Source organism: Acidiphilium multivorum AIU301 (assembly GCF_000202835.1).
GTDB lineage: Bacteria > Pseudomonadota > Alphaproteobacteria > Acetobacterales > Acetobacteraceae > Acidiphilium > Acidiphilium multivorum.
The window spans coordinates 2458198-2474133 of record NC_015186.1 but is presented as its reverse complement, the minus strand read 5'-3'; the positions used below and the strand labels follow the sequence as shown (position 1 = coordinate 2474133).

16 protein-coding genes and 1 tRNA gene are annotated in these 15936 nt (G+C 65.4%); 13 read left to right on the top strand and 4 right to left on the bottom strand.

The features are described from left to right. The first annotated feature begins 16 nt into the window (after nucleotides 1-16). From ACMV_RS11180 to ACMV_RS11160, 5 genes are read left to right on the top strand one after another with little or no spacing between them, the layout of a single operon-like run. Nucleotides 17-1861 (top strand): DNA polymerase III subunit gamma/tau, encoded by a 1845-nt coding sequence (locus tag ACMV_RS11180; RefSeq protein WP_013640481.1) that lies wholly within the window; start codon nucleotides 17-19, stop codon nucleotides 1859-1861. Further along, nucleotides 1861-2184 carry a YbaB/EbfC family nucleoid-associated protein gene (locus tag ACMV_RS11175; RefSeq protein ID WP_007421991.1) on the top strand — a complete coding sequence of 108 codons (324 nt, stop codon included), beginning with the start codon at nucleotides 1861-1863 and terminating at the stop codon, nucleotides 2182-2184. Before ACMV_RS11180 ends, ACMV_RS11175 begins: the two co-directional genes overlap by 1 nt. Nucleotides 2185-2209: 25 nt before the next feature. Next, a complete protein-coding gene (recR, locus tag ACMV_RS11170) occupies nucleotides 2210-2800 on the top strand; it encodes a recombination mediator RecR (protein WP_007421990.1) in 591 nt (196 codons plus the stop codon). Beyond that, complete coding sequence (locus ACMV_RS11165) at nucleotides 2800-3903, top strand: OpgC domain-containing protein (protein ID WP_007421989.1); 1104 nt, start codon at nucleotides 2800-2802, stop codon at nucleotides 3901-3903. Before recR ends, ACMV_RS11165 begins: the two co-directional genes overlap by 1 nt. Continuing rightward, nucleotides 3881-4597, top strand: coding sequence for an SGNH/GDSL hydrolase family protein (locus ACMV_RS11160; protein WP_012039739.1), 717 nt, complete (start codon nucleotides 3881-3883; stop codon nucleotides 4595-4597). The genes ACMV_RS11165 and ACMV_RS11160 overlap by 23 nt, the downstream gene beginning before the upstream one ends. A gap of 3 nt (nucleotides 4598-4600) precedes the next feature. Here ACMV_RS11160 and ACMV_RS11155 read toward each other — a convergent pair whose 3' ends face one another. From ACMV_RS11155 to secD, 3 genes are all read right to left on the bottom strand, one after another. Beyond that, complete coding sequence (locus ACMV_RS11155) at nucleotides 4601-5071, bottom strand: DUF3775 domain-containing protein (RefSeq protein ID WP_007421987.1); 471 nt, start codon at nucleotides 5069-5071, stop codon at nucleotides 4601-4603. A gap of 79 nt (nucleotides 5072-5150) precedes the next feature. Then, nucleotides 5151-6131 carry a protein translocase subunit SecF gene (gene secF / locus ACMV_RS11150; RefSeq protein ID WP_007421986.1) on the bottom strand — a complete coding sequence of 327 codons (981 nt, stop codon included), beginning with the start codon at nucleotides 6129-6131 and terminating at the stop codon, nucleotides 5151-5153. 10 nt (nucleotides 6132-6141) lie between these two features. Further along, nucleotides 6142-7722 (bottom strand): protein translocase subunit SecD, encoded by a 1581-nt coding sequence (gene secD / locus ACMV_RS11145; RefSeq protein ID WP_007421985.1) that lies wholly within the window; start codon nucleotides 7720-7722, stop codon nucleotides 6142-6144. Between the two features lie 91 nt (nucleotides 7723-7813). Between secD and ACMV_RS11140 the strand changes: the two genes are divergently transcribed. From ACMV_RS11140 to ACMV_RS11105, 8 genes are all read left to right on the top strand, one after another. Then, nucleotides 7814-8794 carry a Gfo/Idh/MocA family protein gene (locus ACMV_RS11140; RefSeq protein ID WP_041665050.1) on the top strand — a complete coding sequence of 327 codons (981 nt, stop codon included), beginning with the start codon at nucleotides 7814-7816 and terminating at the stop codon, nucleotides 8792-8794. A 54-nt stretch (nucleotides 8795-8848) separates the two neighbouring features. Further along, entirely contained in the window at nucleotides 8849-9697 is an 849-nt protein-coding gene (minC, locus tag ACMV_RS11135) for a septum site-determining protein MinC (RefSeq protein ID WP_138919154.1), read from the top strand. 10 nt (nucleotides 9698-9707) lie between these two features. After that, entirely contained in the window at nucleotides 9708-10523 is an 816-nt protein-coding gene (gene minD / locus ACMV_RS11130) for a septum site-determining protein MinD (protein WP_007421982.1), read from the top strand. After that, on the top strand, nucleotides 10520-10783 hold the full coding sequence (gene minE, locus ACMV_RS11125) for a cell division topological specificity factor MinE (protein ID WP_007421981.1): 264 nt from the start codon (nucleotides 10520-10522) through the stop codon (nucleotides 10781-10783). The genes minD and minE overlap by 4 nt, the downstream gene beginning before the upstream one ends. 93 nt (nucleotides 10784-10876) lie before the next feature. Next, nucleotides 10877-10952, top strand: a tRNA-Phe gene (locus tag ACMV_RS11120). A gap of 59 nt (nucleotides 10953-11011) precedes the next feature. Further along, entirely contained in the window at nucleotides 11012-11590 is a 579-nt protein-coding gene (locus ACMV_RS11115) for a DUF4337 domain-containing protein (RefSeq protein ID WP_231295250.1), read from the top strand. Between the two features lie 444 nt (nucleotides 11591-12034). Further along, the gene (locus tag ACMV_RS11110; protein WP_007421979.1) at nucleotides 12035-12304 is read left to right on the top strand and encodes an HU family DNA-binding protein; all 270 of its coding nucleotides are present in this window, start codon (nucleotides 12035-12037) and stop codon (nucleotides 12302-12304) included. A 326-nt stretch (nucleotides 12305-12630) separates the two neighbouring features. Continuing rightward, nucleotides 12631-14130, top strand: coding sequence for a Hint domain-containing protein (locus tag ACMV_RS11105; RefSeq protein ID WP_013640476.1), 1500 nt, complete (start codon nucleotides 12631-12633; stop codon nucleotides 14128-14130). On the opposite strand, the gene ACMV_RS11100 is transcribed toward ACMV_RS11105, so the two are convergent. Beyond that, nucleotides 14131-15795: an NAD+ synthase gene (locus ACMV_RS11100; RefSeq protein WP_013640475.1), complete on the bottom strand. Its 1665-nt coding sequence runs from the start codon at nucleotides 15793-15795 to the stop codon at nucleotides 14131-14133. Nucleotides 15796-15936: the final 141 nt, after the last annotated feature.

The window sequence follows — 15936 nt, the reverse complement described above, 5'->3', positions numbered from 1 at the left end:
AGCTCATCGGAGGCGCATGGCCGGTCTGTTCGACGACGACGAGACGGACGATCAGCCCAGGTCCGAGCCGCCGCCGCCGGGACCGTCGCTGTTCGGCGACGACGAATTGCCCGAGGCCGCCGCCCCGGTCCATGCCGAGTCCTACCGCGTCCTCGCCCGCAAATACCGCCCGACCACCTTCGATGACCTGATCGGCCAGGACGGGCTGGTCCGCACCCTGCGCAACGCCTTCGCGATGAACCGCATCGCCCACGCCTTCATGCTCACCGGCGTGCGCGGTGTGGGCAAGACGACAACGGCGCGGATCCTCGCCCGCGCGCTGAACTGCACCGGGGCGGACGGGCAGGGCGGTCCCACGCCCGATCCCTGCGGCGTGTGCGATAATTGCGTGGCGATCCTCGCCGACCGCCACCCCGACGTGGTGGAGATGGACGCGGCCTCGAACACCGGGGTCGACGACGTGCGCGAGATCATCGAGGCGACGCGCTTCCGCCCGATGATCGCCCGCACCAAGGTGTTCATCGTCGACGAGGTCCACATGCTCTCGCGCAACGCGTTCAACGCGCTGCTCAAGACGCTGGAGGAACCGCCGCCGCACGTGAAATTCGTGTTCGCCACCACGGAAATCCGCAAGGTGCCGATCACCGTGCTCTCGCGCTGCCAGCGTTTCGACCTCAAGCGGGTGCCGGTCGATGTGCTGGCCGCGCATTTTGCCCGCATCGCGGAGAAGGAGGCGGTCGCGGTCGAAGGTGGCGCGCTCGACGCCGTCGCGCGCGCCGCCGACGGGTCGGTGCGCGACGGGCTCTCCCTGCTCGACCAGGCGATCGCCCGGGCCGATGAGGGGGCGCCGGTCACGGCCGAACTGGTGGCCGACATGCTCGGCCTGGCCGATCGCGGCATGGTCTTCGATCTGCTGGAGGCCGTCGCCGCCGGCGATCCCGCCGGTGCGCTCGGCGTGATGGACCGCGCGCATGAAGCCGGCGCCGATCCGGTATTGGTGATGCAGGATCTGCTCGGCCTCGCCCATACGCTCTCGCGCCTGAAGGCGATCCCGGCCCTGGCCGAGGGCAGCGAATTGCCCGAGCTCGACCGCGCCCGTGGCGCGCCGCTGGCCGCGCGGCTTTCGGTGCCGTTTCTCGGCCGCCTCTGGCAGATGCTGCTCAAGGGCGTCGCCGAGGTGGAGCAGGCGACCGACCGGCGCGCCGCCGCCGACATGATCCTGATCCGCCTCTGCTACGTGTCCGACCTGCCGCCACCCGGCGAACTGGTTCGGCGCCTGTCTGGCGAGGGGACGGTGGCCCGCGGCAATGCCGCGCCCGCGTCCGCGCCCGGCCCGGCCCCAAGGGCGGTGGTGAACGGCGCCCCGGTCGCGCCGGCCGAGACCGCCCCGGCAACGGCCCCGCGCCTTGCCCGGTTCGAGGACGTGATTGCCCTGGCCGGCGAGAAGCGGGACGCCTTGCTCTATGCCCATCTCCGCCACGATGCCCGGCTGGTGCGGTTCGCGCCGCCGGTGATCGAACTGAACCTTACCCCCGAGGCGCCTCGCGATCTTTCGTCCCGCCTCGCCAGGTTTCTCGAGGCGGAAACCGGACGGCGATGGACCATCGCCCTGTCCCGCGCCGCCGGCGCACCGAGTATGGTCGAGGCCGAAACCACGGCACGCGAGACGGCGCGCAACGAGGCACTCGACCATCCGCTGGTCAGGGCCATCTTCGAGACGTTTCCTGGGGCGAAGATCGCGAGCGTCGAGGTCGACGCGCCGCCCGCCCTTGCGGAGCCGCCCGTGATGGATGATGACCGCTTCGACGATGTCCCGCCGATTTCCGACGACGATATCGCCGATGCCATGGAGATCGACTGATGAAGAACCTCGCCGGCCTGATGAAGCAGGCCCAGCAGATGCAGCAGAACATGCAGGAGATGCAGGCGCGTCTCGAAGCCATGGAGATCCGGGGCGAGGCCGGCGCCGGCCTGGTGAAGGTCACGCTGTCCGGCAAGGGGGAGATGAAGGGGATCGAGATCGATCCCAAGCTGATCGACCCGAACGATGCCGAGATGCTTCAGGACCTGATCGTCGCCGCCCATCGCGACGCCAAGTCGCGGCTGGAAACCCTCGCTGCCGAGGAAATGCAGAAAGTGACGGGCGGGATTTCGCTGCCGCCCGGCATGAAGCTGCCGTTCTGAGGCTGCATAGGCGGATATTCCTGCGATGATGGGCCCGGAGATCGAGCGGCTGGTCGGGCTGATGGCGCGGCTGCCGGGTCTCGGGCCGCGTTCGGCGCGGCGCATCGTGCTGCGGCTGATGGCCGAGCGCGAGCAGCGCCTGCTGCCGCTGATCGCGGCCCTTGATGCCGCTTGCCAGCGCGTCGCCGTCTGCCCGACCTGCGGCGGACTGGATTCCCAACAACCCTGCATGATCTGCGCCGATGCCGCCCGCGAACCGCTGATCTGCGTGGTCGAGACGGTGGCCGATCAATGGGCGCTGGAACGCGCGGCAGTCTATCGCGGCCGCTATCATGTCCTCGGCGGCCTGTTGTCGGCCATTGCCGGCCATGGCCCCGAAGATCTCGGCATCGACCGACTCGTCGCCCGGCTCGACGGATCGGTGCGCGAGGTGATTCTCGCCCTGCCGGCCACCGTCGATGGCCAGGCCACCGCGCATTATCTCACCGAACGGCTCGCAACCTGTGGCGTGAGCGTTACCCGGCTTGCCCAGGGCGTTCCCGTCGGCGGCAGTATCGAAATCCTCGACGAGGGCACACTCGCCCTCGCGCTTTCCGCCCGCCGCGCTGCCGGATGATGCAACTCGTCCGCGACGGGCGCGACCTCAGGGTCGATTTCTTCCGCGGCATCGCGCTGTTCTGCATCTTTCTCGACCATATCCCGCACGACACGCTGGCCCGCTTCACCGTGCGCAACCTCGCACTGAACGACGCGACGGAAATCTTCATCCTGCTTGCCGGCTTTGCCGCCGCCCTTGTCTATGGCCGCAAGATGGATCGCGCGGGGCCACTTTCCGCCTCGGCCGACATGCTCAAACGCGCCTGGACGCTCTATATCGCGCATATTTTCCTCTTCGTGCTGTTCGCAGCGCAGGTGGCGCTTGCGGCCATCTGGTTCGCGCGGCCGCAATACATTTCCGGGGTGGGAATCGATCATCTGGTTGCGAAGCCGCTTTCGGCGATCATCGAGGCCGTGCCGCTGCTCTACCAGCCGGCCTATCTGAATGTCCTGCCGCTCTATGTCGCCATCATGGGCGGCATCGCGCCGTTGCTCTTCATGCTGCGCTTTCCGCGCGCACTGCTCGTGCTCAGTTTCGCGCTCTATGCCGGCGCACGGATCTATGGCTGGAACCTGCCGACCCACAGTGGCCACGGCTGGTACTTCAACCCGTTCACCTGGCAGTTGCTCTTCGTCCTCGGCATGCTGTTCTCGCGCTATGGCAAGCCGGATTTGCCCGTTCTCGCGACCGATGCGGTTGCGGTCGTGCTGCTGCTGATCGGCTTCGCGATCCTGCTGACCACATGGATCGAGCCGTCCCTCGCGAAGCACATCCCGCCACTGCTCAAGCCATTCGTGAGCAATATCGACAAGACCGGCCTGCATCCGTACCGGCTGGCCTCCATTCTCTCGCTTGCCTGGCTCGCCTCCCGCCATGTCCGCGCCGAAGGACGGTTTCTGAGCAGCCGCCTCGCCCGCGTCTTCGTCCTGATCGGCCAGTACGGCCTGCCAACCTATTGCGCGAGTATCCTGCTCTCCTATGCCGGGCGCATCGTGATGGACACCGATGACGGCTGGGCGATGCAGATCGTCGTCAATCTCGCCGGTCTCGCCGCGCTGCTCGGCGTCGCCGCGATCGCCGCCTGGTACAGGGTGAAAGATGCCAAACCGTCTGTTTCCTAGTCTCCTGCTGCTTTTCGCATTGGCCGGGACGGCGGCGGCCGCGCCGTCCTGCCCGACCGTGCCGGTGCAATATCTGCGTCTGCCGCATCTGCGGGCCGCGATCCACCAGGGCCAGCCGGTCGTGATCGCGGCGATCGGTTCGTCATCCACCTGGGGGGCGATGGCGCACGACATCGGCGATTCCTATCCCGCGATGTTGCAGGACGACCTTGGCGACCGGTTGCCGGACGCGGAGATCAGCGTGATCAATCGCGGCATCAGCGGCGAGGACGCGCTGCGCGAGGACCGCCGGATGGAGCGCGATGTGCTCGCCCTGCGGCCCGTGCTGGTCATCTGGCAGGTCGGCGCCAATGCGGCGATGCGCGGCGAATCACCGGACCGGTTCACCGCTCTGGTGGAGCAGGGATTGCGCAGACTTCGCGCAGCCAATCTCGATGTGGTGCTGATGGATAACCAGCGGTCGCGCCGCCTGTTGCACTCGCCCGACAATGCGCGGATCAACGCCGCCCTTGCTCATCTGGCCCGGCGCTACCGGGTGGGCCTGTTCTCGCGCGATGTGCTCATGCGCGCCTGGGCGCGCGCCGGCGCCGATCCCTCCGGTTTCCTCGCCGCCGATGGCATGCACATGAACGATCGGGGCTATGCCTGCACCGCGGCGGCGCTGGCCGATTCGATCGTCGCTGCGGTGAAATAGCGTTCAGGCGTCCGGTTCGAGAGCCTCGGGCGCATAGCCGAGCGCGTTCAGCCCTTCCTCGAGCATGTCGCCGAGGCCGGTTTCGCCGAGCAGGTCATCAGCAAGGTTGCCGTTGATCTGCTCCGCCGCCTGGGCGCGGGCGTCGGCCCACTCCTCCCTGCCGAAATCACCGCGGCCGACAAGAAAGAGAGCCAGCAGGTCGGTCGCGGCCTCGTCGGACAGAAGGTCGATGGCCTCCCGCAACTCCGTCTCGCTTTCATCGCCGGCCTGCTCGTCGAGCATGTCGGTCTCCTCCTCGGGCGGAGGCGTGCCCGCTTCGGGCTCTTCCTCCGGCTCGACCGGCGGCAAATGGGCCTCGACGGCGCGTGCCTTGAGGATAATGAAGGCGACATGCTCGGGCGGGATTTCGAGCGGAACCGGCTCGGGTTCCTCGGTGTCGATCACGCGTTTCCTGTCACGATCCGGATCGGCCATGGCGGGGTCTCCTCATCGGTGCGACTCCGGATCTGTGCATTGCGCCTTCGGGTTTGAAGTCCTCCGGAAGGCGAGTCTCTCAGCGCGAGGCGCGGGCCGTGTCCTTCGCGACGGTCGGATCGTCGGCGACTTTCGGGTTGCCCCGGCGCAACCGGTGCTCGCCGAGCAGCAGCAGGATCGGCGCCGCGATATAGATCGACGACGAGGTGCCGACGACGATGCCGAACAGCATCACCCAGGCGAAGCCGGAGAGCGAGGCGCCGCCGAACAGGGCAAGCGGCAGGGCGGCGAGGAACACCGTGCTGGATGTGCCGAGCGTGCGGTTGAGGGTTTCGTTGATCGACAGGTCGATCAGCTCGCGCAGCGGCATGGTCTTGTATTTGCGCAGGTTTTCCCGCATCCGGTCATACACAACCACCTTGTCGTTGGTCGAATAGCCGATCACGGTCAGGATCGCGGCGATGGTCACCAGGTCGAAGGGCAGGCGGGTGATGACCATGAAGCCGATCGTCTTGGTCACGTCGAGGATCAGCGTCGCCACCGCGCCGACGGCGAACTGCCACTCGAAGCGGAACCAGATGTAGACCAGGATCATCAGGAAGCTGATCCCGAGCGCGATCAGCCCCTGCTGGAACAGTGTCGCCGAGACCGAGGCGCCGATCGCCTGGGTCGAGAGGATCTTCGCACCGGGCAGGTTCTGCTTCACCACTCCTTCCGCGGCGGCGAGGGATTTCTGCGTATCCTTCGCATTGTCCTGGGATTCGAGGCTGATCAGCACGCCCTTGTCGCCGCCGAAGCTCTGCAGCGAGGCACCGGGGAGGTGAACGGCCGCGAGTTCCGCGCGCAGCCTGGTGAAGTCCGGCTTCTGCGGCGTTGCCACCTGAATGACGACGCCGCCCCGGAAATCGAGGCCGAGATTGAGGCCGGGATGAAAGAACAGGATCACCGACGCGGTCGAGAGAATGGCCGAGACCGCGAGGCCGATGAACCGTCCCTTCATGAACTGGATGCGCGTGCCGTCCGGCACCAGGCGGAAGGCGGGGCGGGTGAGGAATTTCATGGCGCGGGCCTCAGAGAACCGGCAGCGCGGCGGGACGGCGCGCGACATACCAGCGCGCCGTGATCAGCCGGACCAGCACGGTCGACGTGAACAGGGTTGTGATGATGCCGACACAGATGGTCACCGCGAAGCCGCGCACCGGCGGCGATCCGAAGATGAACAGCATGATGTGGGCCAGCAGCGTCGTCACGTTACTGTCGATGATGGTGCCGTAGGCGCGCTTGTAGCCGGCCTCCAGCGCCGCGAGCGGCTTGCGGCCGAGCTTGACCTCCTCGCGCACGCGCTCGTTGATCAGCACGTTCGAGTCCACCGCCATGCCGAGCGTCAGCAGGATGCCCGCCATGCCCGGCAGCGTCAGCGTCGCCCCCATGAGCGACAGCACGGCGATCAACAGCAGCAGATTGACCACGAGGGCGATGTTCGCGAACCAGCCGAACAGGCCATAGAAACTCGCCATGAAGGTGATGACCAGCACGAAGCCCACCGCCAGCGAGACGATGCCGGCGCGGATCGCGTCGGCGCCGAGTTCCGGCCCGACGCTCTGCTGCTCGACCACCTTGAGCGGGGCGGGCAGGGCCCCGGCGCGCAGCAACAGGGCGAGGTCGGATGCGCTCTTGGCCGTGAAGCTGCCCGATATCTGTCCCCGCCCGCCGACGATCGGCGTGCGGATCACCGGCGCCTCGATGATCTTGCGGTCGAGCTCGATGGCGAACAGCTTGCCGACGTTATGGGTCGTGATGTCGGCGAATTTGCGGGCGCCGACACTGTTGAAGGTGAAGTTCACCACCCATTGCCCGCTCTGCGGGTCCTGCCCGGCCTGGGCGTTGGTCAGGTCCGCGCCGTCGACCGCGACGCGCGAGCGGATCGCGAGCTTCCGGCCGCTGCCATCGCTCATCGGCAGGATCTCGACGCCAGGCGGCGGTGTCTTGGTCTCCGGGTTGACGTCCTCCGCGACCATGTGGAAGGTCATGTGGGCGGTCTTGCCGAGCAGTTTCTTGATCTGGTTCGGGTCGGACACGCCGGGCAACTGGATGACGATCTGGTCCGCGCCCTGCCGCGCGATCTGCGGGTCCACCACGCCGCTGCCGTCGATGCGGCGGCCGATGATGGTGATCGACTGGGCGATGGCCTGCGTCTGCTTGGCGATCAGTGCCGGACGCGAGAGGGTCAGCGTTGCGGCTCCGGCATCCGACACCTTCACGTCCAGATCCGGCGCGCCGCCGGCCGCCGCCACCGGCGAGACCAGCTTCGCGAGGATCTGCCGCACCTTCGGCGCCTCGCCCGGCTTGACGAGATTGAACTGGACCCGCCGCGCTGCAACGTCCCCGCCGAGATCAGTATAGCCGATATCGGCCTGGAGCAGGGCGTGGCGCACCTCGTCGGTCAGGTTCGCAAGCTGCTCCTTCACGACGGCGTTCATGTCGATCTGCATCAGCAGGTAGGATCCGCCGCGCAAGTCGAGGCCGAGATGGATCTGTGGCCAGGGAATGCCCGGCACCGGCCGCTTGATCAGGTTCGGCAGCGTGAGCAGCACGCCGATCGCGCAGAACAGCACGATCAGGGTGGTTTTCAGGCGCGTGAAATAAAGCATGACAGGCGAAGGGCTCCCAACGGCAAGGCATGGGTGGTATGGCGGCCTCGGCTTGCGGGTGCAAGCCCGCTGCGGTCGGGAACGGAAAGTGATGCAGAAACTCGGGGTTGGTGTGATCGGGGTCGGCCATTTCGGCCGCTACCATGCGTTGAAGACGGCCGCTTCCGAGCGGGCCGATCTGGTCGGCGTGTCCGATTCCGATGCGGGCCGTGCCGCGGCGGTGGCGGCGGAAGCCGGTTGTGTCGTCCGCCCGCTCGACGAACTGATCGCGACGTCCGACGCGGTGATCGTCGCCGCTCCGGCCGACTCCCATTTCGCCCTGGCCCGGCGCGCGCTCGAGGCCGGGCGTCATGTTCTCGTCGAAAAGCCGATTGCCGCGACGGTGGAAGAAGCGGAAATCCTCGGGCGCCTCGCGTGTGAGCGCGGCCTCGTGCTCCAGGTCGGGCATCTCGAGCGGTTTTCCGCCGCCCACGGCGCGGTCGCCGCGCGGATGGGCAAGCCTCTTTATATCGAGGCCGTGCGAATCGCCCCGTTCAAGCCGCGCGGCACCGACGTATCGGTGATCCTCGACCTGATGATCCACGATCTTGACCTCATTCTCGCCCTGGTAGCCCAGCCGATCGAAAGCATCGATGCGGTCGGCGCGGCAGTCGCCAGCGCGCATGAGGATATCGCCAATGCACGGGTGCGCTTTGTGAACGGCTGTGTCGCCACCGTCACCGCGAGCCGAATTTCCCTCAAGACCGAGCGGCGGATGAGAATATTTTCCGAGGCGGGCTATCTCGCGGTGGATTTCGCGGCGCGCCGGCTGAGCCTTGTCGGGCGAGGGCAGGGCGGAGGTCCGCGGATGCCCGGTTTCGAGGAATTCGGCATCGAGCAGGCCGGCTGGGAAGACCATGATGCGCTGGCCGCCGAGCACGCCGCGTTCCATGCCGCGTGCCTGGACGGCGCACCGGTGCTGGTCGACGCCGAAGCCGGGCGTCGCGCGCTGGAGGCGGCGATCGGCGTTGGACGATCGATCGCGGAAAGCCGTGCGAGGGCCGAGGCATCGGGTCTGATCGGCGGGCACTGAAAAGAGGGGAGCAGCCACGCCGAGTCGCGGCCTGCCGGGCCATCTATCGGGCGCATGCGGGCCAACCGGAAAAATCCAGTCCTGTCCTTGATCGTTTCGCTGGCTTCTGGACTTTTCCAAAATCCCTTGTTGACGCGCCAAGCCGCGGCCCGCTACGTCGGTCACGTGTCTGAAACAGCCATTCCGCTTCCTGCGATTCGAATCCGTGGCCGTACCTTCATGGCCATGGTCGTCATGCCGGAATCGCCTTTCGGCGCCTGGCTCGATGCGCTCGACCGGCAGATCCAGCGCTCCGTCGGCTTTTTCGAGGGCCGCCCCGTTGTGGTCAATCTCGCCCTTCTTGCGACGACCGGCGATGATCTTCCCGCCGTTCTCAAGGCGCTCGAGGCGCGTGACCTGCGCATCATCGGCGTCGAGGGGGTGGAGATGGAGCGGCTGGCCGGAACGCCCTGGTTTGGCGTCAATCTCGCTCCGCCGGGTCGGGAAGGTCGTAGCGACCGTGCGATCGAGATTCCGGAACCCGAAGCCGCCATGGCGGTCGAGGCACCAGCCGCACCCCTTGTTCCTTCGGCCCGCCCGTCGCTGCTGATCGACCGCCCGGTCCGTTCCGGCCAGTCGATCGTCTTCGAGGATGGCGACATCACGGTGATCGGCCCTGTTGCCTCGGGCGCCGAACTTATTGCCGGCGGGTCGATCCATGTTTACGGCACGCTCCGCGGCCGTGCCGTCGCCGGTCTCGCGAACGGTCACGAGGCGCGGATCTTCTGCTCCCGCCTCGCAGCCGAACTGCTCGCGATCGACGGTCTCTACCGCACGGCGGATCACTGGGGCACCGGCCTGCAGGGGCGGGCGGTGCAGGTCTGGCTGGATGACAAGGAGCTGCGCCTCGCAGCATTGGGATAGGAATTCATTCATGGCGAAGGTTCTCGTAGTCACATCGGGCAAGGGCGGCGTCGGCAAGACGACCTCTTCGGCCTCGCTGGGCGCAGCTCTCGCCCAGGCTGGGCAGAATGTCGTGGTGGTCGATTTCGATGTCGGCTTGCGCAATCTGGATCTGGTCATGGGTGCCGAGCGTCGTGTCGTGTTCGACCTGGTCAACGTCGTGCAGGGCGATGCGAAACTCGCGCAGGCGCTGATCCGCGACAAGCGGGTCGACACGCTGTCGCTCCTGCCCGCGTCGCAGACCCGCGACAAGGATGCGCTGACGCCTGAAGGCGTCGAACGGGTGATTGGCGAGCTGCGCGAGAAGTTCGACTGGATCATCTGCGACAGCCCCGCCGGCATCGAGCGTGGCGCCACGCTCGCGATGCGCCACGCCGACGTCGCCGTGGTGGTGACCAACCCCGAGGTGTCCTCGGTGCGCGACTCCGACCGGATCATCGGCCTGCTGGATTCGAAAACCGTGCGGGCCGAGGCGGGCGAAACGATCGAGAAGCACCTCCTGCTCACCCGCTACGACGCCGGCCGCGCCGCCCGTGGCGAGATGCTGAAGGTCGAGGATATCCTGGAAATCCTCGCGATCCCTCTGATCGGCATCATCCCTGACAGCGAGGACGTGCTGCGCGCCTCGAATGTCGGCTGTCCCGTCACGTTGCACAGTCCAACATCCGCGCCCGCCCGCGCCTATATCGATTCGGCCCGGCGGCTGATGGGCGAGACGATCGAAATTACCGCACCGGTCGAAAAGAAGACCTTGATGAGCCGTCTGTTCGGCAGGAAGGTCGCATGAACCTGTTCAATTTTTTCACCCGCTCGCGCAGCACCGCTCCGGTTGCGCGCGAGCGGCTGCAACTCCTGCTCGCCCATGAACGCGCGCTCTCCGGCCAATCCGATCTCGCCGTGGTGCTGCAGGAAGAAATTCTTGCCGTGATCGCCAAGCACGTATCGATCGACCGCGAGAAGGTGAACGTCAAGCTGGGCCGCGATGGCACGGTGTCCACGCTCGAGATCGACATCGAGATGCCGGAGGCGGCCCTCGTAAAGAACTGAGCGCGCGCGGCAGCCATCGCCGGTTATTGCAGGGTGATGACTTGATGCGCGCGCCGGCTTCGGCTAAACCCCGCGTCGCGCTGATTGCGCCGTGCCCAGGTAGCTCAGTTGGTAGAGCATGCGACTGAAAATCGCAGTGTCGGTGGTTCGATTCCGCCCCTGGGCACCACTGCCCCCAATGTCCCAGACCGATGATTGGCGCTTTACCCTGACACCGATGGCGGCGTGATGGACGGTATTGAAACGGCGACGGACAGTCTCGAACGCCACAAGCATTTGCGCGAACACCCCGAAAACCGTCACGCCCGGCGCATGGCGCTGCTGATCGGCATTCTCGCCGCCGCTCTCGCTATTTGCGAGATGGGCGAGAAATCGGCGCAGAACGACTATATCTCGAAGCAGATTGCCGTGAACGACACTTGGTCCTTTTACCAGGCCAAGGCGATCAAGGCCGATATCGCACGTTCGCAGGCGCAGTTGCTCAAGGCGTTTGCCACCCAGGACAACGACCCTGCAACAGCCCGCGCGGCGCAGGCGGCCGAAGCAAGGGCAGACAAGGAAGCCTCCGATCCGCAAGGCCGCGAAGGAAAGGCACAACTGCGCGCGCAGGCGCTGCGCCAGACCGAGGCGCGCGACCATCAGCTTGAGCGTTACCACCTTCTCGAAATCGTCGTCGGTCTGCTGCAGATCGCGATCGTCCTGGCATCGGTTTCCGTCGTTACCGACGTCCTCACGTTCGGTCTTGCCTCTGCTGCGTTGGGAAGCCTGTCGTTTTTAGCCGGTTTGGTGGTGATGGCGTTCGTCTAGGCCTCATCATCCGGCGTAATGGGTTTGACCGGCCAGGGGATACATGCCGTTCCTATCAGGCCAGCATCGCCATCCATCCGATCCAGTAGGGTCTGAAGATGCCAAGCGGACCTGGCCTGTGAATTCGTAGGCGAATATCAAGGATCAGCGACCGGCAATGCATCGATATCCCGATGCCCTCGCCACTTGGATTGGCCAATCTCGCTCGATTGAACGGATTTTCTTGCCGATTGATGAACAATCGGGCTGCGGTGTCGTCGCAACTTCGCCACGAGCGCGCAAATTGGCAGTCAACGCATTTTCGTATGTTGAATAATACGGCGAATCGCTACAAGATTCGCCGCCGATCGATTCGTTGTTGGTCGATTCGTCAATTTATCCAACCTGCCGGAAACGCCGGCATCGGCCCGAAAGCCGATCTTAGACAGGAAAGAGGCTTCGACCATGTCGAAAGCGTTTATCGCCGAGGTCATTCAGGGCTCCGCCGAAATCACGGGCGTGGCCGCCAACCGCGCCGCGACGGACCTGATGGAAGCAATCGTCAAGGAACTGAAAAAGAACGGGAAGTTCACGCTTCCAAGCTTCGGCACGTTTACCGTCCGCAAGACCAAGGCGCGCAAGGGTGTGAACCCCCGCACCGGCGAGGAAATCAAGGTCAAAGCAGGTAAGACTGTGCGATTCAAGGCATCGCCGTCGCTCAAGAAGATGGTCTGACCCTTCAGCTCCGGGGTCCGGTTTCTGCGTATTGTGACCGGAGCGATCCGCCGAGCGGGTCGCTCCGGTTGTGTTTCATGCTTTCACCCTGCGGCATTTGTCTCGCTACCCGGGAGATCGAAATAAGAAAGAAAGTTTTGTAACGAAAATGTTTTGCGTTGCCATCTTCAAATAACCGATAATAAATTTGATCAAATTTCAGAAATCATATACGATACTATCAAGTATAAAAAAAAAGATAAAACTGAAAATTTTTCAAATTTTGAACTTACCCGGATTTTTATGCCTGTTATGGGCCAGGCACGACGTTCCGGTGGGAGAAGAAGATGAGCAGGATGACGAAGCCGGGCGGAAAGGCTCCGGAACCGGCACGGTCCGCGGCAGTGCGCAATCGCGATCCCGAAGCCAGGACGTTTGGTATCCTGGATCTCCAGTTCACATCCGTTGATCCGATCACGATCAGCGGCACTATCGGCGGAACCGCCGATGTCGAATATGCCGATGAACTCCTGCTGTCGGTCCTGACGCCCATTGCCATGCCGCGCATCGATTCCAATCCGTCCGATGATCCGGACGAGTCGTTCGATATCGAGCAAAATGACCTTCACGAACACGCGGAAGACCAGGTCAGCACGGTTGCACCGTTGCAGCAGACGGACATGCACGGCACGACCGGCCTTGTCGACCTGACGCGTTTCGCCGCGGAGGCTGCCTCACCGCAAGCCGCGATGTCTCCCTTCGATCTGGCGCCCAGAGGCGTTGCGGACCAGACGGCCGCTTCCGCCGGGTCTGCGGATCTCGCGCCGCAGCCGGCCAGTGACAGGAATGCCGGCGTCACCACCTCGGTTTGTTTCCTCGAAGGAACCAGGATCTTCGGCCTGAATGGCGACATCCCGGTTGAGACCATGAACCGTGGCGATCGGCTGATCACCAAATCCGGAGCCATGCGGCCGGTGCGCTGGGTCGGACGCCGGACGATCGACAGCCAGCGCCATCCCCGGCCCGAAACAGTCTGGCCCGTGCGGATCGAGCGCGGCGCAATCGACGATGGTCTGCCCGAGCGCACACTCTATCTCTCACCCGATCATGCGATCTATCTCGATGGTTGCCTCGTGCCAGCCAAGGCGCTGGTGAACGGCCGCTCGATCGTCCAGGAGCAACGCCGCAACTTCACCTATTATCACATCGAACTCGAGACCCACGACATCCTGCTCGCGGAAGGACTGCCCACCGAGTCCTATCTCGACACGGGCAATCGCCGCTTCTTCGAAAGCGACGATGATGCGATGACCCTTCATCCCGATTTCGCACAGACGATGCGCGAAACCCGCAGTTGTGCGCCCTTTGTCGAATCGGGGCCGATGCTGGCCGCGATCCGGGCGCGCATCGATGCGCGGCTGCCCGCTGCCGAGATAACGACCGATCCCGGCCTGCGCGTGCTCGCGAACGGGCGTTTCCTGCCCGTCTCGTCACTCGATCCGACGACCTATGCCGTGCAGCTGCCTGCGTCGCCGACCGATCTGCGGCTCATGTCGAATGTCGTCGTCCCCGCCGAACTCCATCCGGACGCCGAGGATCGCCGTCGCCTCGGTCTCGATGTCGTCCAGCTGCTGATAATGAACGAGGGACGGATGGTTCATGTGCCGATCGAGAGCGAAATGCTGGGGGAAGGCTGGTACGCGCTGGAGTCCGGGCATCGCTGGACCAATGGCGATGCCATCATCCCGGCTTCACTGACGGCCGGCGCCAAGACGCTGCTGGTGCGCCTCGCCGGGCAGACGAGCTACCCGGTTGCCGGCGCCATTGCCGCCGGGGTCGGATCCTGATCAGCCGACCAGGCGGGTGAATCCGTTGGTGATCGGATAGCGACGGTCGCGGCCGAAGGCGCGCGCGGTAATCTTCACGCCGGGTGGCGCCTGGCGCCGCTTGTATTCAGCTCGGTCGAGCAGCTTCCACACGCGTGCCACGGTCGCCCGATCATGCCCGGCCGCGACCAGTTCCTCGATCGATTTCTCGCCCTCAACCAGTCCTTCCAGCACGGCGTCGAGCACGTCGTAGGGCGGCAGGCTATCCTGGTCGGTCTGGTTCTCCCGCAGCTCTGCCGAGGGCGGTTTGGTGATCACGCGTTCGGGCATCACTGCTCCGGCCGGCCCCAGCGCGTCCGCCGGGCGATTGGCGTTGCGCCAGTGCGACAGCGCGAAGACCGTCGTCTTGTAGACATCCTTCAACACCGAATATCCGCCGCACATGTCGCCGTAGAGAGTCGCGTAACCCACCGACATTTCCGACTTGTTGCCGGTGGTCAGCACCATGTGGCCAAGCTTGTTGGACAGCGCCATCAGGATCAGACCGCGCGCGCGGGACTGGATGTTCTCCTCGGTGATATCCGGTGTCCGGCCCTCGTAGAGCGGTTCCAGCACGGCGGCGAAAGCCTCGGTGGCGCCGCCGATCGGCACCGTGTCGCAGCGGATGCCGAGCAGATCCGCGCAGGCGGCGGCATCCTCGAGGCTGTGCGCGCTGGTATAGCGGCTCGGCATCATCACCGCGCGCACCCGCGCCGGCCCGAGCGCATCCACCGCGACCGCCGCCGAAAGCGCGCTGTCGATCCCGCCCGAGAGGCCGAGAATGACGCCGGGAAACCCGTTCTTGTTCACATAATCGGCCAGTCCCATCACCATTGCCCGGTAGACCAGGTCGAGCCGCTCAGGCTCGGGCGGCAGAACGTGCGGTTCCGCGACCAGGCCCGTGGTTGTCCGCTTCCAGACGAGCGTCTCGATTGCCGCACGGAAATGCGGCATCCGCAGCGCCAGCGAGCGGTCGGCATTCAGCGCGAAGGATGCGCCGTCGAAAACGATCTCGTCCTGCCCGCCCGTCATCGCCGCGAAGACGAAGGGCAGGCCGGTCTCCACCACGCGATTGAGCGCGAGTTGCAACCGCACGCCCAGCTTGCCGTCCTCGAACGGCGAGCCGTTGATCGAGATGAGCAGTTCCGCGCCGGTCTCCGCCAGGGTTTCCGACACGGCCGGCAGCCACCAATCCTCGCAGATCATCACCCCGAGGCGAAACCCGCGGAACATCACCGGGCCGGGGGCCGGGCCGGGCGCGAAGACCCGCTTTTCGTCGAATACGCCGTAATTCGGCAACTCGTGCTTGGCCCGCCGGGCGATGATCCGTCCGCCATCAAGCACGAAAGCCGCATTATGCAGCGCGCCTTCCGCCCTCCAGGGCAGCCCGACGATGACGCCCGGCCCGCCATCCGCGGTATCGGCGGCAAGTTCGGCGGCAGCCGCTTCACAGGCGGCAACGAAGGCTGGCTTCAGCACGAGATCTTCCGGCGGATAGCCGGCGATGCCGAGTTCCGGCGTGACCAGCAGGTCGGCGCCGCGGCGCGCGGCTTCGGCGCGGGCCGCGCGGATCGCCGCGAGATTGCGGTCGATCGCGCCGACATGAAGGTCGAGCTGGGCGATGGCGAGCGTGAGTGTGTCGGTCATGCCGGCTAGATAGGCGGTTTTGGTGCCGTCGTCACCGCGTGCCGGATTATGACGGATTGTTACGAACCTGCCATCATTTGGCCTCAACGTCTGGTTACCGCCCTCTCACGGCCTGGCGGACCGAATCGCCAGGCCGCAAGA